At 39.8% G+C, this 22,435-nt stretch carries 22 protein-coding genes and 1 rRNA gene; 14 read left to right on the forward strand and 9 right to left on the reverse strand.

Features of this window, described 5'->3' with window-relative positions; genetic code table 11:
• Positions 1–61 precede the first annotated feature (61 nt).
• Together KJS58_RS23865 and KJS58_RS23870 are read left to right on the forward strand one after the other, a co-directional pair.
• Positions 62–586 carry a hypothetical protein gene (locus KJS58_RS23865; RefSeq protein WP_160037183.1) on the forward strand — a complete coding sequence of 175 codons (525 nt, stop codon included), beginning with the start codon at positions 62–64 and terminating at the stop codon, positions 584–586.
• Positions 587–744: 158 nt separating this feature from the next.
• Entirely contained in the window at positions 745–957 is a 213-nt protein-coding gene (locus tag KJS58_RS23870; protein WP_225229568.1) for a hypothetical protein, read from the forward strand.
• A gap of 430 nt (positions 958–1,387) precedes the next feature.
• Here KJS58_RS23870 and KJS58_RS23875 read toward each other — a convergent pair whose 3' ends face one another.
• Positions 1,388–1,540: a hypothetical protein gene (locus tag KJS58_RS23875; RefSeq protein WP_213536097.1), complete on the reverse strand. Its 153-nt coding sequence runs from the start codon at positions 1,538–1,540 to the stop codon at positions 1,388–1,390.
• Positions 1,541–2,357: 817 nt separating this feature from the next.
• On the opposite strand from KJS58_RS23875, the gene KJS58_RS23880 reads away from it, so the two are divergent.
• Together KJS58_RS23880 and KJS58_RS23885 are read left to right on the forward strand one after the other, a co-directional pair.
• On the forward strand, positions 2,358–3,041 hold the full coding sequence (locus KJS58_RS23880; RefSeq protein WP_191805028.1) for a hypothetical protein: 684 nt from the start codon (positions 2,358–2,360) through the stop codon (positions 3,039–3,041).
• Between the two features lie 205 nt (positions 3,042–3,246).
• Positions 3,247–3,441, forward strand: coding sequence for a hypothetical protein (locus KJS58_RS23885; protein WP_160037186.1), 195 nt, complete (start codon positions 3,247–3,249; stop codon positions 3,439–3,441).
• Positions 3,442–3,771: 330 nt separating this feature from the next.
• Here KJS58_RS23885 and KJS58_RS23890 read toward each other — a convergent pair whose 3' ends face one another.
• Positions 3,772–3,924: a hypothetical protein gene (locus KJS58_RS23890; protein ID WP_213536099.1), complete on the reverse strand. Its 153-nt coding sequence runs from the start codon at positions 3,922–3,924 to the stop codon at positions 3,772–3,774.
• Between the two features lie 402 nt (positions 3,925–4,326).
• Here KJS58_RS23890 and KJS58_RS23895 point away from each other — a divergent pair, with 402 nt between their 5' ends.
• The 3 genes from KJS58_RS23895 (at position 4,327) to KJS58_RS23905 (ending at position 6,004) form a co-directional block, all read left to right on the forward strand.
• Positions 4,327–4,491: a hypothetical protein gene (locus KJS58_RS23895; protein ID WP_160037244.1), complete on the forward strand. Its 165-nt coding sequence runs from the start codon at positions 4,327–4,329 to the stop codon at positions 4,489–4,491.
• Positions 4,492–4,759: 268 nt separating this feature from the next.
• The gene (locus tag KJS58_RS23900; RefSeq protein ID WP_213536101.1) at positions 4,760–5,119 is read left to right on the forward strand and encodes a hypothetical protein; all 360 of its coding nucleotides are present in this window, start codon (positions 4,760–4,762) and stop codon (positions 5,117–5,119) included.
• A 45-nt stretch (positions 5,120–5,164) separates the two neighbouring features.
• Positions 5,165–6,004 (forward strand): ArdC family protein, encoded by an 840-nt coding sequence (locus KJS58_RS23905; RefSeq protein ID WP_306433116.1) that lies wholly within the window; start codon positions 5,165–5,167, stop codon positions 6,002–6,004.
• A gap of 84 nt (positions 6,005–6,088) precedes the next feature.
• On the opposite strand, the gene KJS58_RS23910 is transcribed toward KJS58_RS23905, so the two are convergent.
• Positions 6,089–6,592, reverse strand: a complete 504-nt coding sequence (locus KJS58_RS23910) for a hypothetical protein (protein WP_213536103.1) — start codon at positions 6,590–6,592, stop codon at positions 6,089–6,091.
• A gap of 591 nt (positions 6,593–7,183) precedes the next feature.
• Here KJS58_RS23910 and KJS58_RS23915 point away from each other — a divergent pair.
• Both KJS58_RS23915 and KJS58_RS23920 read left to right on the forward strand, forming a co-directional pair.
• Positions 7,184–7,366 (forward strand): aspartyl-phosphate phosphatase Spo0E family protein, encoded by a 183-nt coding sequence (locus KJS58_RS23915; RefSeq protein ID WP_213536105.1) that lies wholly within the window; start codon positions 7,184–7,186, stop codon positions 7,364–7,366.
• A 117-nt stretch (positions 7,367–7,483) separates the two neighbouring features.
• Entirely contained in the window at positions 7,484–7,966 is a 483-nt protein-coding gene (locus KJS58_RS23920; RefSeq protein ID WP_213536107.1) for a hypothetical protein, read from the forward strand.
• 172 nt (positions 7,967–8,138) lie between these two features.
• Here the strand turns inward: KJS58_RS23920 and KJS58_RS23925 are convergent, their stop codons facing one another.
• The 5 genes from KJS58_RS23925 to KJS58_RS23945 form a co-directional block, all read right to left on the reverse strand.
• Complete coding sequence (locus KJS58_RS23925; protein ID WP_213536108.1) at positions 8,139–8,378, reverse strand: helix-turn-helix domain-containing protein; 240 nt, start codon at positions 8,376–8,378, stop codon at positions 8,139–8,141.
• A gap of 357 nt (positions 8,379–8,735) precedes the next feature.
• Positions 8,736–8,954 (reverse strand): hypothetical protein, encoded by a 219-nt coding sequence (locus KJS58_RS23930; protein ID WP_191805188.1) that lies wholly within the window; start codon positions 8,952–8,954, stop codon positions 8,736–8,738.
• Between the two features lie 28 nt (positions 8,955–8,982).
• Entirely contained in the window at positions 8,983–9,270 is a 288-nt protein-coding gene (locus KJS58_RS23935; protein ID WP_213536110.1) for a hypothetical protein, read from the reverse strand.
• 798 nt (positions 9,271–10,068) lie between these two features.
• Positions 10,069–10,515: a PH domain-containing protein gene (locus tag KJS58_RS23940; RefSeq protein ID WP_213536112.1), complete on the reverse strand. Its 447-nt coding sequence runs from the start codon at positions 10,513–10,515 to the stop codon at positions 10,069–10,071.
• A gap of 146 nt (positions 10,516–10,661) precedes the next feature.
• Positions 10,662–10,904 carry a hypothetical protein gene (locus KJS58_RS23945; protein WP_213536114.1) on the reverse strand — a complete coding sequence of 81 codons (243 nt, stop codon included), beginning with the start codon at positions 10,902–10,904 and terminating at the stop codon, positions 10,662–10,664.
• A gap of 344 nt (positions 10,905–11,248) precedes the next feature.
• Here KJS58_RS23945 and KJS58_RS23950 point away from each other — a divergent pair, with 344 nt between their 5' ends.
• From KJS58_RS23950 to KJS58_RS23965, 4 genes are all read left to right on the forward strand, one after another.
• Positions 11,249–12,013, forward strand: coding sequence for a ParA family protein (locus tag KJS58_RS23950; RefSeq protein WP_191805195.1), 765 nt, complete (start codon positions 11,249–11,251; stop codon positions 12,011–12,013).
• Positions 12,006–12,299, forward strand: a complete 294-nt coding sequence (locus tag KJS58_RS23955; RefSeq protein ID WP_249717884.1) for a hypothetical protein — start codon at positions 12,006–12,008, stop codon at positions 12,297–12,299. Before KJS58_RS23950 ends, KJS58_RS23955 begins: the two co-directional genes overlap by 8 nt.
• 858 nt (positions 12,300–13,157) lie before the next feature.
• Positions 13,158–14,141, forward strand: a complete 984-nt coding sequence (locus KJS58_RS23960) for a ParM/StbA family protein (protein WP_213536116.1) — start codon at positions 13,158–13,160, stop codon at positions 14,139–14,141.
• Entirely contained in the window at positions 14,141–14,395 is a 255-nt protein-coding gene (locus tag KJS58_RS23965; RefSeq protein WP_213536118.1) for a hypothetical protein, read from the forward strand. The genes KJS58_RS23960 and KJS58_RS23965 overlap by 1 nt, the downstream gene beginning before the upstream one ends.
• A 388-nt stretch (positions 14,396–14,783) precedes the next feature.
• On the opposite strand, the gene KJS58_RS23970 is transcribed toward KJS58_RS23965, so the two are convergent.
• The gene (locus KJS58_RS23970; protein WP_213536120.1) at positions 14,784–21,164 is read right to left on the reverse strand and encodes a rhamnogalacturonan lyase family protein; all 6,381 of its coding nucleotides are present in this window, start codon (positions 21,162–21,164) and stop codon (positions 14,784–14,786) included.
• Between the two features lie 960 nt (positions 21,165–22,124).
• Between KJS58_RS23970 and KJS58_RS23975 the strand changes: the two genes are divergently transcribed.
• Positions 22,125–22,435 (forward strand): 16S ribosomal RNA (locus KJS58_RS23975); the annotation flags it as partial.

The raw sequence follows: 22,435 nt of genomic DNA on the forward strand, positions 1-22,435 counted from the left end.
CTAGTTTAGTATTCTGCCTAAACGGGCTAAGCTTTTGATTAGAAAGGGGATTGTTTACGAGTTGAAAAGATATAATATAATTATAATGCTGTCTGTTCTCTTGAATATAATTTTAATTGGTATATTCACTTTTCAGTTACTAGACAGTAGTACAGAAAAAACAAAGAGATCAGAAGAATACATTCAATTTGTCAACTATGGAAAGGATGTCGATTTTCTCTTCAACCTACTTAGTGAACAGGCACCTAAAGAAGAAACAACTCGATATGTTTTTGATATCTATAATAACCTGATAGCTTGGGACGAAAAACTTACTCATTTCCAACAAAATAGTTCATTTTTTTCTAAGCTTAATACCATAGAACTTCTCCCTAGATTTGATGAAATGATTATCAATATTCGATCCGTAATGTATGCTCAATTTAAGGAGAGTAATACATGGAAATCTGAGGAATTTCAGCTCTACAAAAAAGCGATTCATGAGCTTGTAGAAAACTTACCATCAGAGTATTCGAAATCTAAATCGTTTAATGCTGATTTCAATAAAGCGGTAGATGAATTCAATAAGCTTGTAACTTCTAACTGAGGGTTGCCATAAATAATATAAAAAGAAGAGATAATCAATTCTCTTCTTTTTATATTCTAAGCTTTAGCGGAAATGTAATAAGGTAATTAAAGAATTTGCAAATACTTGGTTTGTGAAGGAAGATGAACTGCATTTATCTACAATTCAATATGGCATAGGTGCAGACCCTATACCGAAAGATTCCAAACGAAGTGATAAAGGCGATAAACAAAAAAGTAGGAGCTAGATTACTAACCAAGTTTGGGGAAAAAGGCGTTATAAATTTAGGCAAAGCTGTTCCGGTGTTAGGCGGTATAATCGGAGGAGCGGTAGACGGAATCGGCACAAATATTATTGGGAAAACGGCTAAAAATACATTTACCCAATACTAGGAATTACTTTGAATAGATGTATATATCGTTCCCTTGGAAAGTTAAAGCATTGATCTGGTTGAAGATCGTACATATTAGTTTCAAAACGTGGGTGCACCTGAATGATGGGTGCATCTTTTTTTCTTTCATTTGGTTGCAACCAAATGAAAGGATAAATTAAAAGGATTATTTGGAGTAATGGGCTTTTATCTTCTGCAGGGTAATCGATTGTGTGGTAGCTGGTGGTACTTATTAAGTAAAGAAGAGTGAAAGGGAGATAGAACGCTCGTGCTGATGCTACCAGCTCTAAGGCGGCAAGATCGGCCACCTAAGATCCGATACGCACCGCTGCGGGGTTACTTGGGCCGATAACTAGAGCGCCTAACCGGGGTAAAGCATCCCGGATAAGGCGCTCTATGTTCCTGTCCCTCGCTTTACACCCCGCACGGAGCTAAGGACCAAGGGCGCTTTGATGCGAAATCAGGGATGGCATGGCTGCATCATGTCCGCTCCGCGTTGCTTTGCTCCCATCAAGCAGCTCATGCAAAAAGATAGCATCATGATTCCGCTTTGCTTCATCATCATGCAAGGGATTATTAAGCATAATCAAGGAAGGAGAACAAGGAAAGGAGATAACCGGCATCGCCGGTTCTTTTCATCGAGGAATTATGAAAAACCACATGTAGTTCTATTTATATAAACCACTTGTGGTTATACAAATAGAACTACCCTTTTAAAAAGAAGGAACATTTGTTGAATGATAATGTATTAGAAGAAGAGGTTTGAATGTAGAAACTGCACAAATCAGGGAATACTTAAACCTTCTATAAAGTCAGATTAATATTTCCATATTTTATACTAGACATTAATATTATTAACTAGTAGTATTACGTTTTCGTAGCTACTGGTCGGTTCTACATAATGACATCTTTGGGAGAACATAGATGAGAAAGTTTTATTTTGTTCAATAATAAACAAACGGAGGGTCACAATTGGATATGAACATAGTTTATTTTCTTGTAGGCGTCATATTTATGTGGAGTCTTATCAATAGTTTTAAGAGTTCACGATTTCAGATGATTTACATGATCGTAACCAGTTTGGTGTTTGGATACATGTATTTTCACGTTACAATGTTATTGGGTATTAGATAAATTAAAGCATCTGTTAAGGTGCTTCAGACTGCAGGCAAACTAGCTTAGACTAGTTTGCCTGCAGTCTTTTTTTTCTCAATAGCTTTTTTGTTGAAATTAAAGATGGCCTTACAATTGATACAAAAATAAAAGAAAATTAACTCTAAAGTAGGTAGTTCCAATTATACCTATAGTAAACAATCAATCCGTATAAAAAGGCAACGACAATGGACCAAATCTCCTATATAATTAATTGTCTGGAAAATATTTCATAGGGGCGTAGTGGAGATGAAGTTTCTAAGAATTTTGGGTTGGATTTGTATACCTTTTATTATGGTGATTATCTCTTGGAGGAAATTAGGTAAAGCGCCAAAAGTGGCAGCAATCATTTGGAGTATTTTAATAATTTTATTTTTTTTAATTCCAACGGAAGACCAAGAAAAGCAATTAGCTGAGACTAAAACAGTCCCAACTACAACAAATACTCAAACTAAATCTGAAGAGGTTAATAAGCCAAGTGTAGAACCAGCACCAAAAGATGAAATTGAAGCAGAGCCATCAGGAACAGAAGTTGAAGAGGAAACTAAAACTATTGATTGGAGAACTAAAATTAAAGAAATAGCTAACTCTGATCAAAGTGAAACAGAGAAATTCGACCAAGTAGAGCTTGAATTAGTTAATAATTATATTCCCTCAGAAGAGGAGCTCACTGCTTTTGAGAATGAAATTATAAGTGCATTTAAAAACAAAGAATATTTAAAAGACATAACAGATGCTGAGTATATGCTCACCAATATATTCAAGTCTAGTGTTATTGTATCGAGTTATGAGGATAAAAATGAACCAATGCCTAGTTTCGCATTTGATTTTTGGCAGAATTCGAAATATACCTATAGAGGTGCAGATGCAGTTGATAGTGAGTCTGTGAAAGCCAATGAGGATCAAATGGAGAGAGCCTTAGAGGAAATTTAATACCCTTAGAATTTAGTCGCCTTGCTGTAATCATAGTGAGGCAGAATCCTACCCTGTAAAGGTTTTTGAAAAACAAAGTATCCAATTAACAGAAAAACATAAAATGCGTTATACGGCCATTTGAGAGTTTTATATGCGGTGTATGATCAAATTAATCAAATTCAGTACCATAGGTGCAAAATTAAATCCAAGGAGGAAAGAAAAAATGAGTATTGAATTTGGTTCTAAAGAATTTTTTGAAGATCACATAAAAAGATTAAGTGATGTATCTCCAGAAAGAGTTGTATGTCTTTTATTATCTTCTGTGGTTCGAAATGAAAAAAATGATGAAATAGCTAGAATTACTAGAAATGCTATATCTGCTTTAGCTGATAAAGATGATATTTTTGGGAGGAAATAATCATTTAGATTTGGGAGTCCGATGCAGGAATGGGTCTTGGTCTTAGTTTTGCCTGTGGCAAATAACCGACAGGGCGATCTTGAGAAATGGGCTTTTAGCTTTATCAAAGAGGATCGATCTTGTTACAACTGAAGTGCTAATACGAAGTGGTGAAAAGAGTCAAATAGAAGAGATTTAGACATTAGGGCTGATGCTACCAGCTCTAAGGCGGCAAGATCGGCCACCTAAGAGCCGCTACGCACCGCTGCGGGGTTACTTGGTCCGATAACTAGAGCGCCCCGGATAAGGCGCTCTATGTTCCTGTCCCTCGCTTTACACCCCGCACGGAGCTTAAGGACCAAGGGCGTTTAGATGGGAAATCAGGGATGGCATGGCTGCATCATGTCCACTCCGCGTTGCTTCGCTCCCATCAAGCAGCTCATGCAAAAAGATAGCATCATGATTCCGCTTCGCTTCATCATCATGCAAGGGATTATTAAGCATCACCTGTGAAGGAGAGCAGGAAAAGGAGAGAACCGGCATACGCCGGTTCTTTTTTATTGGAAAGATTTTTCTCCCTTTTGCCTTCCGCATGGTAACCCGCTGCAAAGCCTACTAAGTTTCCGGGAGGCCGAGCCTCCGGCTTCGCCCCTCAACCTCCCGGAAACCAAGTAGGCGGGCATACGGTCAAGGGGCAACAAAACTTTTTCTTCCTATTTGGAAAAGAAGAAGCGGAAGAAAAACTTTGGTGTGCTGATCCCTTGACCGTATGCCATTGCACGGGTTCCCAAGCATGCGTCAAAAGGGAAAAAAATTCCCCTTTGGGGAAGCCAGCCATGCGGCAGGCAACGTCCTAAAAAATCTCTTTTGACACCTAAAACCTTAAAACAGAAAGGAGGTGAGGAAATGCAAAATGAAACCATTGTCCTGCTTGCCGTGATAGCGGCATTCTTACAAGTAATTGTACAGTTTCTCGGCGTTGTGAAGGCATTCATCGAATGGCTTACGGCTAGAAATAAAGGAAAGGGCTCCGACCGTTCACAGCGGTCGAAGCCCAAGAAACCTAAATAACTAGCCGTAAAGAAACAAGAGTAAGGGGTTTTGACAACCCTTACTCTCCCATATTAACACAAAATTCCAGTTTGTTAAAGGGAGGACAAGTCTAATGGAAATGTTACTTTTGATTCTCATTTTGTTTTCAATTTTCCTTCAGTCGATTACATTCCTGCTTCAGTGGTCTACGAATAAATACAATGACCGTAAGTAAAACCCAGGTGGCAGCAACCACTAAGGTTGCTGCCATACCTACACTTTAGATCCAGGAGCAGGAGGTAATGAAATGAAAACTCATAAACCCAAAATAGTAGCGGCACTTACGGTGTGTCATGGCATTTATAAAAAAGCGGTGTTTGTATTTAACGAACAGCCTGTGAAAATACATTTTCTCACGATGGACGAGTACAGGGAAATGGTGGCTACTCTTTCGCCCGCTAGAGTCCGTGAGTGGGCAGGGATGCTCAGAAAAGTAGATGAAAGAAAGCCGATCTATTACTGCATTTGGACGGTGAGAGTGAATGAATATCACCTGATCACGAACAAGATTCAGGAGCTATTGGATGCGGTCATAAGTGAGAGTTTCGCAACTTTTGAAATGGTCATTTCTTCGATTGAAGTTCGCGAAGAGCGAGAAGCAAATTAATCCGCTAAGCCGGGTTTCTCCCGGCACAGAAAGGAGACTTTGACAATGGCAATGAAGAAATCGGTATATGAAATTGTGACGGAACGGATTTTAGAACTGCTTGCGGCGGGTGTGGTGCCGTGGCGCAGACCGTGGGTCGTTAGTGGCGCGGTAAACTGGATATCGCAGCGGCCCTACCGGGGGATTAATACACTGCTTCTGCCGCCGGGAGAGTACGCCACTTATAAGCAGATTACGGAAGCTGGGGGCAGTGTCAAAGGTGCTAAGTCTCAAATCGTTGTTTTCTGGCGCTGGTTAGAAAAAGAAGACGCGGATACCGGAGAAGCTGAGAAAATACCGATGCTTCGCTATTACCGGGTGTTTGATATAAAGGATTGCAAGGGCATAAAAAGCAAGCGGAAGGAGGTCAGTTTTGACCATGATCCTATTGCTGAAGCGGAAGCTATTGTAGACGGATATGCAGACGCTCCGCCTATCGGCTTCGCGTCAGGACGGGCTTATTATATGCCATCTCCAGACAGGGTCAGTGTTCCGCCTTTACAAGACTACCCAAAAGCAGAGGAGTATTATTCGACCTTATTTCATGAACTCATACACAGCAGTGGGCATCAGAGCCGTTTAAACCGGCCAGGCATCGAGGAATACGCCGCCTTTGGCGATGAAAACTATTCAAAGGAAGAACTTATAGCCGAGATTGGAGCAGCTATGCTTTGCGCGACATGCGGCATTGATAATAGCACCATCGAGAACAGCGCCGCTTATATTCAGTCATGGCACCGAAAGCTTAAAAATGATCCAACATTAATTGTAAAGGCCGCAGGACAAGCCCAAAAGGCGACAGATTATATACTAGGTACGACTTTTGACGAAGCAAATGGTAACTAAAGAGGCAGGGGCTTTGCCCCTGCGAATTGAGTTTCGCCAGGGGGATTCCTCCCCCTGGACCCCCTCTTATTTAAATAAAAAGCACTACTTCTTTTCCTTTTCTCGCTTCGCAGCTCTTTCTAGTTCACGATTTATTTTTGCAGTAGCCCACTGAATTAATGTGGGGATCGCAGTGCTAACGAGTTTATCCATAGATCCGAACCGTTTTCCCGTAAAGGGGCATATGTACTGTTCTTTTACTTCTACAATTACATTTTCCGCTTGGTTAGGATAGAGAATTTGAAACATTGATTCTTTCGCGGCATCTATAATGTCAGATGGTAGTTGTTCATCGGTGCGCTCCAGATAAGTATCCCAACATTCTTCAGCTAGAGGACGAGGATAGGAGATGGGAATACGCTGCGTTTTCGATTCAGGGCTTAGGGTAACATCAGGCTGTTTTTTCATTTTATCTTTTAAAAAGGCAGCTACAGTCTTGCCCGAATCTTCAATTTCTGTCCACTCTTCTTTGGTTAGTGTTAAGGAAACTTTTTTGGTAATTCCTTGAGAGGGACGGCCAACAGGGCGCGGATCATGAGTCTCGTTCACAAGTTTCACTCCTTATCATTTGAGTAACTTTAATTATTATAATATAGGTTACCTAAATGATCGCCTTTAAAAAGTTTAGAGCCATAGTACCAGGTATATCCTTTTTTCGGATCTGGTTTCAACCTGGGCTTGGTTTAAACCAAGCCTTAAATAAATGGAGGTTTGAGGAAACTTTTAAGGGATCTACTCTACAGGGGAAACGATCTTGTTTCCGCTGGAGGTGCTTATTTTAAGCAAGACAGAGACTTCAGAGGAACAGAAAGATGTTAGGGCTGATGCTACCAGCTCTAAGGTGGCAAGACCACCCACCTAAGAGCCGCTACGCACCGCTGCAGGGTTACTTAGGCCGATAACAAGAGCGCCTAACCCGGGAAACAAAGCATCCCGGATAAGGCGCTCTATGTTCCTGTCCTTCGCTTTACACCCCGCACGGAGCCAAGATCAAGGGCCTTTGATGCGGATCAGGGAAGGCAGGACTGCATGATGATTACGCTACGCTTCATCATTCCAAGGCAATTTATAGTCGAAAACTTCTTAACCCAATTCTAAAACAGTAAGGATGAAGTAAGATGCGCTTAGGAGGGGTTTGATTTGATCGAAAAAAACAGGGACTGTATTGAACAAGCTAGAAAGAAGCTTAATGCCTTGGCTAAGGAATACAATAACGATTTTCAACATCCGGTTGTAATAAAGCAATCGATGCTATTAGATGAACTCATTAACCAGTATAGTAGAAGTGGAAAACAACAAGAGAAGCCGATTATATTTGACTAATCGACTCTGGGTGAAGAACTTTTTCCCGGATCCCTCGGTTTTGAGCTTATCATTTCATACAGAATAACGGATTCTATAAATAAATGATGAAGAAAAAGGCCAGGAAGGAGCCAGATTATGCAAACATGTGGGTATTGTGGTTCAGCTGTTGAACCCGTCGGTAAGGGGCTGTATTGCTCATTTTGTGATATGGAAGTCTACCGGGATGAGGTGCAAGAAAACGGGATGAGAAGGCCGCTACGAGCTGAGAAAGTAGTGTTTCTGTCAGCTGCAGAACGACCGACACAGGAACTTATGGAAAAGGACAGTTATTATTTGACCTTACTACTAAAGCTGGTTCGCAATGAACGCAAGCGCACATACAATCTGCTCCGAGTGGTTAATAAAGGAGCCGAATTGCAGCCTGAAAAATTTAAGTCCGGACAAGATGAAGGTGCGAAGAATTACCAGTATTGGACACGAAAAGCTTGGATTATTGAAAACATTTTACGCGATAGAGCGGGTTACTATCCGATAAAAATTACGGATAACATGTTAAATAGCATCATTGAGCAAATGGAGGAAAGTAACCAAAAACCAATGACATTTTCTCCAAAGTAATTGTTCCAACGCAGCGAGATTACGAACAATTTTAGCATTTTAATTTAAGTAACTTAAAAGATTGCAATATCAGGAATTTAAGTTACTTTAACATTTTATTCAATTAATTCTATCGTATATTACTTTCTTGATATCGCTACGGTGTACTTTTTCACCTAGCGATTTTTTGTTTTTAATCATAATCATTTAGATTTAGAAAGAGATCATCATCAAAAAATTCCGAAAGAGTGATTCCAAATCCATTTGCTAATTTTACAAGTGTAATAATCGTTGGATACTTAGATCTTCCAGACATAATCTCTGCTACTGTCGATTGTTTTACATTGGATCGTCTAATCAATTCGTTTATTGTCCAACCTTTTTCTTTGCAAAGAAGACGGACTCTTGTTGTTATCGCCTCATTAATCCCCACTATAGTGACTCCTTCCAACATTAAATTTCATATGATTTTAAATATTATAATCATATGAAATTGATCCTGAAATCCTATATATGTAAATTTTGTTTTAGTTAAGGGTGTTTCAACAACATCATATTAGCATCTGTCCTGCGTTCTAACAATGTTTCTCCTTGGAAAGAAAATAGGTAACTTAAAATAAAATATTGTGTTTTAATTTAAGTTACTTAAAATAATTTTATCATTTGAATTTAAGTAACTTAAAAGGGTGTTCTCGGCATGATGAGAACACCCTTATATGAATAGTTATAGGTCCTTGATCATCTATCAAACTAGTGCTAGACAGACTGTCTTTTCCATAAAACTTACTAATTAATTTGTTTCTATAAAATCAATGACTTCTTTTGGGGTTTTGACATAATCGGCATCTAAACGAATCAACAGGTCATAAACCGCAACTTTATATTCAACATCACTAACTTTTTGTACTTCATAGCGCTTATTTTTACCAGTTGTGACTCCACCGAACGTATAACTCTCTCCTGTATGAAGCGATTCAATCGTTTTCTTTTCCACTTGGCTTAGTAGCATAATATTCCTCCGTTGTTCGTATCTAGAACTAATCCTTCATACGAGAAGTAAATGCTTGTCCTCCAATACCTGGAGGGAGTTTTCGGCGTTTTTCTGTTGCTGGTTTGGCAGTTGTAGCTTCTATAGCAGGCTGCTGAGTGCTTTGTTTAGGGGCTGGAGCAGCAGTAGTAGAACCTTCGTTTTTTGTTGCATTTAAGAAGTAAACAGCAGCAAATTTGAGGAAACCAGCTTGGCTACCATATTGCTTCATGGCTTCTAGGATATCTGCATGTTTTTTTTCATTAAAAGTGACTTCGACCCGTACTCTATCACTCAATGTTTATCACTCCGATCTTAAGCCGTTACCATCAACTTTGCGTATTTGTAAAATTCTAGGACGTTGAAAATTTCCGTCTTCTTTAACAAAGTGTGGTATGGATATTGGATTTTTCGTCTTTTGGGTAATTTTATTAATCCAGGATCTATTTAAGCTTTCTGTTTGAAATCATTAACTAGATTTACGTCGATGCATAATTATCATCATAGGTTACCTTAAAGGTGCTATAGGAGGGCTTCTTGTACCGTCAGAGATCGGTCATTCCCTTACATCAGGGGGTCCGCTCTTCCTGGACCAGTATTATCATATAAAAGGTATTACTCCTTTTCCCTTTTTCGCCCTGCAGCTCTTTCTATATCACGGCGTTTAACTGCAAATACAATCTGTTCCGAGTGGTTAATAAAGGAGCAGATTGCAATCTTGGAAATTCAAGTCCGGACAAGATGAAGGTGCTAAAGATTATCGTTATTGGACACGAAAGGCTTGGATTATTGAAAACATTTCACGCAATAGAACTAGTTACCATCCGATAAAAATTATGGATAACCTGTTAAATAGCATTATTGAGCCAGAAGGAGGGAGAAAAGGGTGTTCTTAGCAAAATTGAGAACGCATTTTTAGGACTAATCTTTCATACAAGAAATAAATCCTATGCTACCTAGAAATATCCCTTTTATTCAATCCGGATAGACAATCACTTTGACGATGCAACCCTCTACCATAAAAAATTAATAAAGTTTCAGAGGGGGAAGTCCTCTAAAGTCGTATTAAGGGTTGATTATTCATCATTGCAAAAATTTAACTAAAATGCCTTTTAATGAATTTAAAAATATTTTCAAATTGATTTAGAGGAATATGAGTAATTCTAACTTTCTTACTTCTCAGAAATCCTCTTTTTTTAAATTCAATTGAAGATGCCGTCATACCTAATGCTTTGAGAATATCATGATCGATTTCTGAGTAATCTGAATACTTTATCTCATGAGGTCTTATTTTTCCAAAAGGCCTTATTTCAGCTAATATTGCCTTTGTGTCCGTAATAAACAAATAGCCCATTGTGGTACCACTAAAAGCAGCTGATGAAAGAAAATAAATCTTCTCATTATAGAGATTCTTCTTAACTATTTTTAAAGCCTTGATCCATTGCAGACGTATTGTTTTAGGTAGTTTCTCAGCCTCAGCATAAAGCTGTTCATATGTTGAATATTCACCGACTACTGTAATTTCTACGTTAATGTTATTCATGATGATAGTTCCTCTCGGTTAATAAAACAAAATTTATTATATTGGATAATTCTAAATTTTACATCAATTCAAAGAAAAAAACAGGGGAAAAGACCCATATAATGCTCATGAATCTTCGGTCAGAGTTTCTATGATGAACCCATGTTTCAGCCCTTAATCGCTCTATTAGAAAATACAAAAGACAAGCCAAACGCTTTCTGTAATAAATTAGTCTGATGAAAGCTGGTCTTAGAAGTGGCTGATAATTCATCTTCAAGTAATTTACTAATAATAAATTGGGCGATTTTGTTTATTGCCACCCATTCATTACATATTAAGCCCCCTTCTTTAAAGTGTCCTCTTTGCTTATTGTCCGTTACCGTAGAAATTAGATTGTTATTTTTTTTCATTGCTAACTTAAGCTGGTTTTTAATGCGTTAATATAGATTCATATAATTCAAGGCTACTTCAGCAAATCCCTCATTCTCTTGTTGCGCTATATATAACTCGTTCTTCATGAAATACCTTTTTTAGAATCATAAGAATCTGTATTTCCGTTTATTCTCCTGCTGTAACATAAGTAAATTAAATTAGAGGGAAGGAATCAAAGATTCGATGAAATTCTGTAGATAATAATATGTAGTGTGGGAAGGTCTATAAATCTTAATACATACGTGTACGTATACGTGTACGTACACGTATGTATTATGTTATACTTATATCAGAAATTTTTAATAAATAGGGAGGCTATTTAGTGGCAACTGTTATTTCTTTTGGCATTCAAAAAGGTGGATCAAGTAAAACAACAACTTCTGGTATAGTTGCTCATATACTAAGTGCGGAATACGGAAAGAAAGTATTGGCTGTTGATTTAGATTCGCAAGGGAACTTGACCGAATTATTGACACAAGAGGATATATACGTTTTCCATCAAAGAACTGTTTTTGAAGCTTTACAAGAACAAGACGCTCGCAAATATATACATAAAGTAACTGATCGTCTTGATCTTTTAAGTGCTGAAGACCATCTAGCTCGTTTCCCATCTTGGCTGTATGGGTCCTATAGAGGTAATAGGTCTCTCGTTTTAAAGCAAACTCTAGAAAGTGTTCAAGATGATTATGATTATATTATTATTGATACACCTCCAGCTTTAGGGGATCAAACAATCAATGCATTAGCTGCTTCTGATGCAGTAGTGGCTATGTTTGAAGCGAGTAAATTTTGTTATTCAGCTTTAGGTAGGTTTCTAGAAACCTGCGTACACGTTCAGGAACTCGCAAACGAAAATTTAAAGATAGCTGGTATTCTTCGCTCCTTAATTGATTCTAGAAGAACAGATAATAAGGCTTTGATTGAGCTTGTAGAAGAGGAATATGAGGATCTTTGTTTTGAAACGATTATGACCCGAACTGCTGCTATTGGGAGATTGTCAATCAATGGATTTACAAATAACCCTGAATTAAAAGCTGGTTTAAAACAGTATCGCTTATTTGTAGAGGAGCTGATTAATCGTGTCTGATTCAAAAATGGAACAGCTTAAAAATAAAATTAGAAGACCAGTAAGCAATGCAGTCCATTCAGAACTTATTGATACTACTAACACAGCGAGAGAACTTTTAAGTAAAAGCAAAAATAAAGGGACAGTTAAGAAAAAGGAAAAATTCGATGAATTATACACGAGAGAGACTGTATGGTTCAAGAACGATATAAAAAAGATCCTAGATGAGCTTAGTATTGAGGGTGGACGAGGTACAAAGACACGTATTCTTAATGAAGCTTTAGATTTATACTTTAAGAATTTGTAAAATTAAGAATACTTATCTTGTCTAATAAAGATAAAATAGGAGCAGTCAAGGGTTTCAAGTCTGCTCCTATGATTTAAGAATATTATATGTAAGTTCCTTGTTTCCATTTTTCCAGACGTTTTCCATGAGTTGATTGATTCTTTGCTAAAGCCGTTTTGTTTCAAATCGGTTGGGTTTCTATCTCTTAAAGTTAACAACAACATCCACTTTAACGATGTATCTATAATAAATCTCGATGTCTTTTTATGTCATTAATTATTTCAATTATTTATTCTCCTTCAAATCGATTAACGATTCCTTTCATAGAATAGACCTCCTATTATTTTTCACATGTTATATCTTCGTTGTCCCTACGTGTTGTTAGAGATTTCTTTTTTTATATGGGATCTGCTCTTTGACTGTTTTTCTCCCTGTTTCGTTACTGCAGTATACTCCCCCTTCACTAGTGGATGATTTAATATTTAGTTGCGTCCAAGATGAAAACAATTGTTCCCTGCAGATCGTTACGATAAGTCTCTATGTTATTGTCTGAGCCTCTTGAAATATTTCTTGTTTGATGACCCCCGACTATTTTCCCTTATTGAATACCAGTATACGTAGTTTAGCTTTAAAGAAAGGGAAGCAAAAGAGGCTTATGTTAATAGTCCTAATGCGGCCTAGTTTGATTATATAAGCGGTTAATCAGCAGCGTACAACATGGTATAGATACGTAACGATACATAACTATACTTTTGACAGTGTTAAAACTCTAAATAAGGTAAAAATTAGAATTTTTAGCTGTATATTCAAAGATATAACTGATATAATTCAATATGAAACCAAAAGTATAGATACGTATCTATACATAAGGAGGAGAAAATGAAAAAGTCAGTTGATATAGGTTTTGGGTATGTTAAATGGACGGATAGCGAACAGCAGGTGCTAAAGCGGCAGGCCCTCGTTACAGAAATTCCACTAGGGGCGCTAGACTCAAGAAGCGAGCTGGATACCATAATCGTAGACGGCGTAGAGTACATAATTGGTAAACATGAATTTGTGCACTTAAATGTGGTGCCTGCATCAAGTACACGTAACAGGGTTGAGGATTTAGAGTATAAGATATTGTTCCTTTACCCCTTAGCTGTGCAGGCATCGGGTGAGGATCTTAAAACTGACATAGTAACCGGTCTGCCTATTCAAACTATGGAGGACGAAGCTCCTTTACTGGTAGATCTATTCTCTGATAAAGAATTTGATATTGAGTTCAGAGGATCAAAATTCAAGATATCTATTGACGATGTAATCGTTATGCCACAGGGTTACGCAGCTAATTTGTATTTACTTTCTTCAAATCCAACTTTGAAAAAAGAAAATGTTCTTGTAGCAGATGTTGGCTTCCAAACTGTGAACTATGTATATATGCAAAAAGGAAATGTATTTAATGAACTAGCTGACACACATCCAAGTTTGGGTATTGGTTCGGCTTATGATGAAATAGGCAAGATCATTAACAGACGTACTAGAGGTGTTAAGAATTACACGAAGTATGATGTTGATTCTGCACTGGATCATGGCGTAACCATTATCAATAAAAATTCGCAAGAAGAGAAACTATACTTTGCAGAAGATGAAGAAGTGCTACATGTGCTAGATAAGCAGGCGAGAAATGTTTGGGCTGACATTAAGTGGAAATATATTGATAGAGGACATTTGATTGATAAAGTGGTTTTCCTCGGCGGTTCTTCTGAACGGATGGAAAACCAATTAAAAGAAAATAGTTTAAGAAAGACATTATTCCCTGAATCACCGCAAGATTTGCAGGTGCTCGGGTATGATATGTACGCTAGGAGCACAATAAGCTAATGGCAACAAAACAAAAAATAACGATATATTTCCCTGAGGCGGAAGAAAGTGAACTATGGGAAGCTATTCAGCGACTTCCTAAAGGTGTTAGAGGCATGATTTTACGTGATATTATCCGCAAAGAGTTATTAGGTGATGATCCGAAATTTAATTTGTCTTTAGCATCACCTTCTGCAAAACTAGCTGAAAAACCAAAACCGATAATGGATGAAGAAGCTGCATTAAGTATTCCAATATTTAAGAAAAGAGGATAACGGGCATGAGTGTAAAGAGATAAAGATAATGCTTTTTCTTTATTCGATGCCTAAATGTTTGCTAAAAGGGGAGTTTCAGATCGTTTTAAAACGGCTTATTTAGATTTTCTATGGCGTCATACTTTCATAGTGCTATCTACAATCTCCAAATATACATCAAAAAAATCTATGACCGCTGAGACATCGGATTAAAAATTGCTATTACGAAGTTTTGGGATTGGATGAGATCATCGCGATGGGCTAAATAGTACTAAGATTTAAAAACTCGCTATCTTCTGTTTTAGAGAAGATAACGAGTTTTGAATTGTACTTATAGAAATTTAAATAGTTAGTTTAGTGTTCTTCATTTTACGGCAGATACAACGATTAATAACATTGGATTGAAGTTCTAACGTACTATGACTGTTAATTCCTCCGTTCTCACTTCACCTGCGGCATTGTATAATATTGCTTCATATTTATAGATCCCCGGTACTTTTCCTGTAATAGCCGTAACTGCTGATTGGGCTTGAGGCGTTTGAACCTGCAAGTTTTGTGTGTCTACCAAAACTCCATTCTCGTACAGCTCATATTTAGAGGCATTCGTACCCCACCACATATTCATGCTGATATTATAGTTTCCATCTGCGTCCCAGTTATCATGTGATAAAGTACCCTTGCCCGGGGAGGCATCTGTGACTACAACAGTTAGAGGCGTACTTGCGGTTGTCCCCAGTGAATTGATCAGCTCGCTCGTATATACATACGTGCCATTTTGCTTGCCGGATATGTCAATCCGAACGGACTGTGCAGAAGGTGATTGATCGGATAAAGGAACTTCTTTAATCAATACCCCGTTTTCATACAGCTTAAATTGAGTCCCATTATTACCCCACCAGAGGTTCATTGTAATGGTATAATCTCCGTCCATGAGACCTGTATCATAGCCGTTATCATGGGATAGCTCAGGAGTTCCTGGTGCACTGCTAGCGATCGGCGTTATCTGGCTGAGCCAAGTTGCCCACCTGCTTAAAGCTTCTGTTTGTTCTGCAGTAAACGTCTTATCTTGGCCAGCAATCACTTCATTATTATATTTCTCCAGTAACTGGCGTGATTTGGTTCCATTATGGACTGCTGCCGCTTGCTCAGCCTCCTCCAGGTAACTTATGATCCGTACCGCGACCTCTTCAGCATTTGGATTTTCTGATTCTACAGCAAACGCTTGTGTTAATTCAGCTAGGCTGCGGAAGGTAGCTGTTACACCAAAGTTAAAAAAGGCGCTCTGCTCTCTACCTGCCAAGTCGGATACCGTAACAGCTACTTGATTCAAGCCCGGATCCAACGTATAAGCGGGTACGTTCTTTAACAAGCCGCCTGGCTCTGCGACACCAGAGACTGTATCAGTAGCAGTATAGCTAATTTCCACTTGTTGATTAATCGTATATTCCGGTTGACCTTGTATTTCAATAACCGGTGGTGCGAGATCAATTGTTACTGCTAGTGTTTTTTCCGCTTCTTTGTTCCCAGCGTGGTCGACGCTCCAGTAGGTTATTGCATGATTCCCTTCATCGCTTAAAGTAACTTGTGTACCTTCTGTTATATCTCCTCCATTGACCTGATAGTAGGTCGCAGAGACTCCGGAGTGATCATTTACAGCCGAGAATATTACTTGTACTGCTGAAGTATACCAGCCGTTATGTGAATCTCCCTCCAAAGTAGCCGTAGTATGCGGTCCTTCCTTATCTGAAGACTCTTCCTCGAGCTTGATAAAGGTAGACAAAGGTATATTCAGCTTTTTAACAAGTCGTGCTACGAGTTCAGATACCTTAATCGCACCGTTCATCTGTAAATGCGTATTGTCTTCCGTTGTACCTACCCACATGAAAATTGATTTGGTCCCTTCCGGGCCAAGCTCCTGGAAATGTTCCCAGCTTGCCTGGTTAAGATCAATTAGAAGCGTTCCGGTTTCCTGCGCCGTTTCCTTCATCGCCTTCACGTATTCAGGAAAGCTCTTATTCAGAGTATCTCCAGTAAAATCACGTCTATTTACAGGAGTGACCAGAACCGGAATGGCTCCTCTTTGATTGGCACCATTAATGTAATTTTTCAAATACACCTTAAACTGTTCGGGTGTAAGATAACGCTCTGGACGGGACGGCGTAGAGTCATTATGCGACCACTGCATGAAAAGATAGTCGCCTTCGTGAATGTCCAGAAGAATATTGTTGAGATAACCACCTACAAGGAAAGTTTTACTACTTAGACCGCCGACTGCCCGGTTATCGATACTAACCTCATTTAGATCAAAGTATCTTCCTAATGTTTCTCCCCAGCCAGCTTGCGGACGATAGCTCTCTGCGTAATTTGCCACTGTGGAATCACTCGCTAAATAAATGATTGGTTTATTACTGGCACCATTATCAGGCAGACGCTCAAGTTTTAGCGCATTGATCTTTGGTGAATTTCCAGTGAAGTCGAAATTGAAGACTCCATCGATTAGAGCGATGTCATACGTAATTTCTTTGAATTCTTTTTTAGAGATCGTTGTGAGAGGCAGCTTTGTCATTTGCTCTACAACTACGTTTGTATTGGTCGATTCTTCTGCATCCCCGATGGTCATTGTTACTCGGTAATTAGCCGGCTCCATCTCTACTAGAAAGGAGGTGCCGTTTACCCGGATGAAATCCTCTGTCAGAGCATCTCCGGTTTTTCTGTTTTCATCTTCGGTTAGTGTGGTATCAGTAAAGCCATAGCCGTTTTCTTCAATATATGCTCTTTTAGCATCTACTTTGATGTATCCATCGGCAACATCGCCGGAACCAAAGTCAAATTTATATTCACTTACATTTTCGATTGGCGTGCTTGTCAGTGAATTTCTTGCAACAGTCAGCATGTTAACCGCATGGTTAATTTGAGCCTGAGTGGCCTCCGTACCCAATATTGCCTCGGCAGCTGTCAAAGCTCGCTTTAGTACGGCTTTCGATAATTCTGTGTATGATGACAGATCCAGTGATTTGATCTCATCATATAAAGCAATCAAGGCAGTCTGATCGGTTTGTTCCGGAGGAAGCTGAGTGCCTTCAATCCGTATGTTGTCGATTTGGGTAGTCCAGTTTAAAGTACCTGATCCACTTTTTCTTGTACCTAGGAAACGAATGGATCTCACATTGTCTGCATATACACCCGGGCTTAGGGGAATGTTTTCAATGGTCTGTGTAATAGTCGAGTCCTTCAGACTTTTCAAAGTCAGGTCCATTGTCTTATTAGCAAAATTAATAGAAGCATCTACATTTAACCACTGATTCTTTGGAATCACTGTGGCCTTACCACCTTCAGGTATAGCTGTAAAGCCAGTACCATAATCAGCTGTATAGGGGCCGACAAAATAGTGGATATGCTCACTGCTGTTTTTAGCAACCAACGTAAAAAGATTGTTATCGTTTGAATCCTGGACAGTGAGATGCCCTTCTGACGGGTAGTTAATCACATTACCGGAATGCCAGTCAAAGTTTACATTAACGATGTCGCCGTTAACCGCATCAAATAGTCGGAACGCTTTTGCGCGGTGGCCTGAGCCACCCCCACTAATGGACAGTACTTTATTTCCGTCCTGTTCAATAATGGTTCCGGCCAGTGTTCCTGCAATGCCTGCTGCATTTACCATTGAATATTTGTAGTCGGCTGAGTCCCCTTCAAAGTTTTCTTCATAGCGCTGGATTTCCGGTTCTGGTTCTGGTTCGGATATATCTGGATCTATGATTAGTGAAGAGATACTAAGCCCCATGTCTTTGATCGCTTTCGCAACTAGTCCAGCAATTTTTTGTGCTCCATAGCTGCTGAAATGGGTGTTATCATTTACACCGTTTGGATATTTTGGATATTCCCCTGGTTTAGCGTAGAGGAATACTTTCTCTGTAGCTGGATTACCAATTTGATCGTAATACGCGATGCTTAACTTACTTAGATCAATTAATGGCACGTCAAGCTCCTTTGCCACTTCTATGCAAGCCTCTACGTATGCGGGGAAGCTGACATTGAATTCCTGAGTCACGGTATTAAAATCTCTGCGTCCAACAGGAGTAAGCAGAACCGGCGTTGCACCGCGCTGTTTAGCGCCATTCACATAGCGAGCTAGATAGGTCTTATAATCCTCTGGCGATGCATAACGGTCCGGAATCCCTATGCTCGCATCGTTATGACCAAAGGAGATGAAGAAAAAATCCCCTGGTTTAATCCGCTGCAAAATCGTATCCAGACGGCCGTCAACCATAAATGATTTGCTGCTTCTACCGCCGATTGCGTTATTCACGATTACTGCCCCGTTTGAAAAGTATTGGCTAAATTGCTGGCCCCAGCCTTCTTGCGGTGCCTGCATTTCACTGTAAGACTGCATTGTTGAATCACCGGCCATGTAAATTGTTGTTGCTGCTCCTGGCGCTTTGTCCGGATACTTCTCAATGATGATGTCCTGCACGACTATGGCTGTACCGGTGAAGAGGAAATCGAGCTGTCCATCTACCAGCGCAACGTCATAAGAATATTCCAGTGGCTGTCCTGCCTTTATATTGGTCACCGCCAGCTTTTGGACAAATTCAGATTTGACGCCAATTTTTGAATCTTGCGCATCGCCGCCCAATCTCAGTGTCACTTTATAGTTGGCATTTGCTAGGTCTACGGCGAATGTTGTTCCTGCCGCAACAGAAACCTCGTTTGCTCCTACGGAAATGTTACTTGTATCCATAAAGCCAAAACCAGTTTTTTGTTCGTATAAAGTGTTTTGCACGGCAGTTTTCCCCTCAGAGGTTTCTGTACCAAAATCAAAATGATAGACCGGCTCCATGGCTGATTCCCCGCCGGTTAGTGTCAGATTAGCTTTAGGGAACTCTGTAGATTCTTCTCCAAGATAAAAACCTGTATGAGGCGGCTGATTGTAAGCTACATTTTGCCAAGCTATACCCAGTCGGTAAACGGGATCTTGCATCAGTGTGGGTATCCGGTATGCTGTTGGAATAGTTGTGGTATAGAGTCGGTACTCCGAGCTGTCTTCGCTCCGCAGCAAAATTTCTTCACGCCAATCTCCTAGAATATCCGCCTGAAGCGCCGGATTCCCTTTAGTATGATTATTGGTCAGTGTGCCAGTTGCCCGGAAGATTTCATTCAGTTTTTTGTTTTGATAGTCCCATTTGTAGATGAGAGGAATACCTTTTGCTGTACTGTTATTCCACTCGTGGTCAAACAGTTCGCGCTGCAGATCTCCATCCCACCAGATTGCAAAGTTAGTGCTTCTTGGAGCATCACTTTGTTCATAAATAACCTCGCCGCTTGCCGAATATACGGAAGTTAATGGATCCATTTTTCCGTCAACGATGGTCGATGCCCATGATTCGTATCCAGGATAGTTCGGGTCAATATCAGCTGACATTCCGCGTCCAGTATCTTTTCCTGTGTATTGACCCCAAATGATGTCACCTGTCGCTGCATCACGCATCTCTAGCCCATATTCGGCACTGCTGTTTTCATGCACACTTACGACCTGGTAGCCATCCAAACTCGGATCGAGTTTGCCAGCATGTATGGCGTCGCCATGTCCAAGTTGGGTACTGTAGAGTAAGGTCCCATCATCGTCAATCGCCAGTGAGCCGAACATGATTTCATCTTTGCCGTCCGCATCCACATCTAGCACACTTAGATTGTGATTGCCCTGTCCTTGATACTGAGTTCCTGCTTTATTTGTGTCGAATGTCCAGCGCTCTACGAGCTTTCCGTCAGTAAAATCATAAGCAGCAAGTACGGTACGCGTATAATAACCGCGGCTCATTACTACACTTGGCTTTACACCGTCCAAATAGGCTATGGCGCCGAGGAACCGGTCCACACGATTGCCATAGGTGTCGCCCCAATCACCAACATTTCCTCTTGGCGGATTATAATCAACGGTAGATACAGCAGCTCCCGTCTCACCATTAAAGAGTGTTAAGTATTCAGGCCCTGTCAGGATATATCCGCCTTCATTGCGATAATCCTTCGTTTCGTCGCCGATGACCGTTCCTTGTCCGTCCTTTGTTCCATCTGCCGTCTTAACAACGACTTCGGCTTTCCCATTACCATCTAGGTCATACACCATTAACTGGGTATAATGCGCTCCAGCGCGGATGTTGACGCCCAAGTCGATCCTCCACAGTTTTGTGCCGTCCAGTTTGATAGCGTCAATATAGACGTTACCGGTATATCCGCTTTGTGAATTGTCCCTGGAGTTGCTCGGGCTCCAAAGGAAGACAATTTCATATTCACCATCGCCGTCCAAGTCCGCTACGGAAGCGTCGCCCGCGTAGTATGAGTAGATTTCGCCATCTTTGGTCCGCCCGTCAGCAGGTTTATCCAGCTTAATAGGCATATATTCGTTATGCCAAACCGATACTACCTCAGGCTGCATTTCTTCTTTTCCTGCAATGACTGTAGAAATTTGATACTGTGAACTGTCAAAGCCTGTTGTGTCCACATAGTTGGTCACATTACTAATGGGGGATGTGTTCACTTTAGTTCCATTTTTATAAACATTAAATGCGATATCATTAGGATCGGTATTTAAATACCTCCAGCTCAAGAACACACCATTGTCTACCAGAACTGCAACCAAACCTCGGTTAAGATATTCTGCATGACGAGCAGGCAGGTTGTCTGATGAATTTGCATACATCGGAGAAGGGGGGATGACTAATGAAATAATCATAAGAAATGCCAAAAAGGATACAAACAATGATTTTTGGATGGGAATAGTCCTTCGGTCCATCTAACTAACTCCTCCTCTATCTAATAACTTTTTTAGAAATGGGGGAAGAAAACGTTTGTAAAAGGCAGCCCCATAAAAACATATAAATTTAATCCGCCCTTCCTGATGTCTCATTCAATGAGAATATGAATGAGTTTTATCATGGTACCTTGTAACCGCTTACCAAACATTCGATTATCTATCACCCCCTTTAACGCACATACACATACTGAATTGAACTAAAAGGCTTTCAGACAATACTAGTTTTATTAATCAATTATGTACTACCATTTTTTTAAAATAATTAGATCTTGAACCGATAGAGGTTAATATAAATCATTCATTTTGAAGAAAATAATAGTTTCATTAAAGAAGGATCATTTAATTTCACGGAATACATCGGGGGTCTCTTGTCTTGATTGTTATGTTCATTAGAATAACCTGAAGTAAATATTTTCAAGGGTGTTGTATTTCATAAAATCTTATTTGACAAACAGTCGCAGTTTCCTTCTAGTGATTAGGGGGGCATAGTTAAGATTGGGGAGAGGCCTTCTGTTTTCAAGGTTTTAAAGTGGTGGAACTTCTAGAAAATTGCTGGGCAGACATGCCTGTGCTTAATTAAATTACTTCTTATTAAAATATGTAGAGTAAAAGCTATCTGAGATGATGATAGTAAATTTTGTGGAATATTTTACAAGTAGAAGTATGCCGAACAGTATGATATATTATAAATCCGCCGCTAAGAGAGTGGCTTTATAATGAGTTATGTTATAGCGGATAAAGCTAGTATTTGAATCATCTGAGTTGGTTTATATTACCAGTTGAATATTCTGTTTTAACATGATATATTATAAATCCGGTCGGAAAACGCCGGAATGAATTGATCTTTGAAAACTGAACAACGAGTGAGTATTAATATAGAGAACTTATAAGTTCTCGTCAGCATTTTCTAAAATGAGCTTATCGCTCTTTTCAATAACTTTATTGGAGAGTTTGATCCTGGCTCAGGACGAACGCTGGCGGCGTGCCTAATACATGCAAGTCGAGCGGAGTTAATGAGAAGCTTGCTTCTCATTGGCTTAGCGGCGGACGGGTGAGTAACACGTAGGCAACCTGCCCATAAGACTGGGATAACTACCGGAAACGGTAGCTAATACCGGATAGGTTCTTCTCTCGCATGAGAGAAGAAAGAAAGACGGAGTAATCTGTCACTTATGGATGGGCCTGCGGCGCATTAGCTAGTTGGTGGGGTAAAGGCCTACCAAGGCGACGATGCGTAGCCGACCTGAGAG

Origin of the sequence: Paenibacillus sp. J45TS6, from assembly GCF_018403285.1 — a bacterium.
Lineage (GTDB): Bacteria > Bacillota > Bacilli > Paenibacillales > Paenibacillaceae > Paenibacillus.

Bases quoted from the DNA above. Each gene is read 5' to 3' on its own strand.
- KJS58_RS23875 (WP_213536097.1), bottom strand. From the start codon at position 1,540: ATGCTTAATAATCCCTTGCATGATGATGAAGCAAAGCGGAATCATGAT.
- KJS58_RS23880 (WP_191805028.1), top strand. From the start codon at position 2,358: ATGAAGTTTCTAAGAATTTTGGGTTGGATTTGTATACCTTTTATTATG.
- KJS58_RS23885 (WP_160037186.1), top strand. From the start codon at position 3,247: ATGAGTATTGAATTTGGTTCTAAAGAATTTTTTGAAGATCACATAAAA.
- KJS58_RS23890 (WP_213536099.1), bottom strand. From the start codon at position 3,924: ATGCTTAATAATCCCTTGCATGATGATGAAGCGAAGCGGAATCATGAT.
- KJS58_RS23895 (WP_160037244.1), top strand. From the start codon at position 4,327: ATGCAAAATGAAACCATTGTCCTGCTTGCCGTGATAGCGGCATTCTTA.
- KJS58_RS23900 (WP_213536101.1), top strand. From the start codon at position 4,760: ATGAAAACTCATAAACCCAAAATAGTAGCGGCACTTACGGTGTGTCAT.
- KJS58_RS23905 (WP_306433116.1), top strand. From the start codon at position 5,165: ATGGCAATGAAGAAATCGGTATATGAAATTGTGACGGAACGGATTTTA.
- KJS58_RS23920 (WP_213536107.1), top strand. From the start codon at position 7,484: ATGCAAACATGTGGGTATTGTGGTTCAGCTGTTGAACCCGTCGGTAAG.
- KJS58_RS23930 (WP_191805188.1), bottom strand. From the start codon at position 8,954: ATGCTACTAAGCCAAGTGGAAAAGAAAACGATTGAATCGCTTCATACA.
- KJS58_RS23940 (WP_213536112.1), bottom strand. From the start codon at position 10,515: ATGAATAACATTAACGTAGAAATTACAGTAGTCGGTGAATATTCAACA.
- KJS58_RS23945 (WP_213536114.1), bottom strand. From the start codon at position 10,904: ATGAAAAAAAATAACAATCTAATTTCTACGGTAACGGACAATAAGCAA.
- KJS58_RS23960 (WP_213536116.1), top strand. From the start codon at position 13,158: ATGAAAAAGTCAGTTGATATAGGTTTTGGGTATGTTAAATGGACGGAT.
- KJS58_RS23965 (WP_213536118.1), top strand. From the start codon at position 14,141: ATGGCAACAAAACAAAAAATAACGATATATTTCCCTGAGGCGGAAGAA.
- KJS58_RS23970 (WP_213536120.1), bottom strand. From the start codon at position 21,164: ATGGACCGAAGGACTATTCCCATCCAAAAATCATTGTTTGTATCCTTT.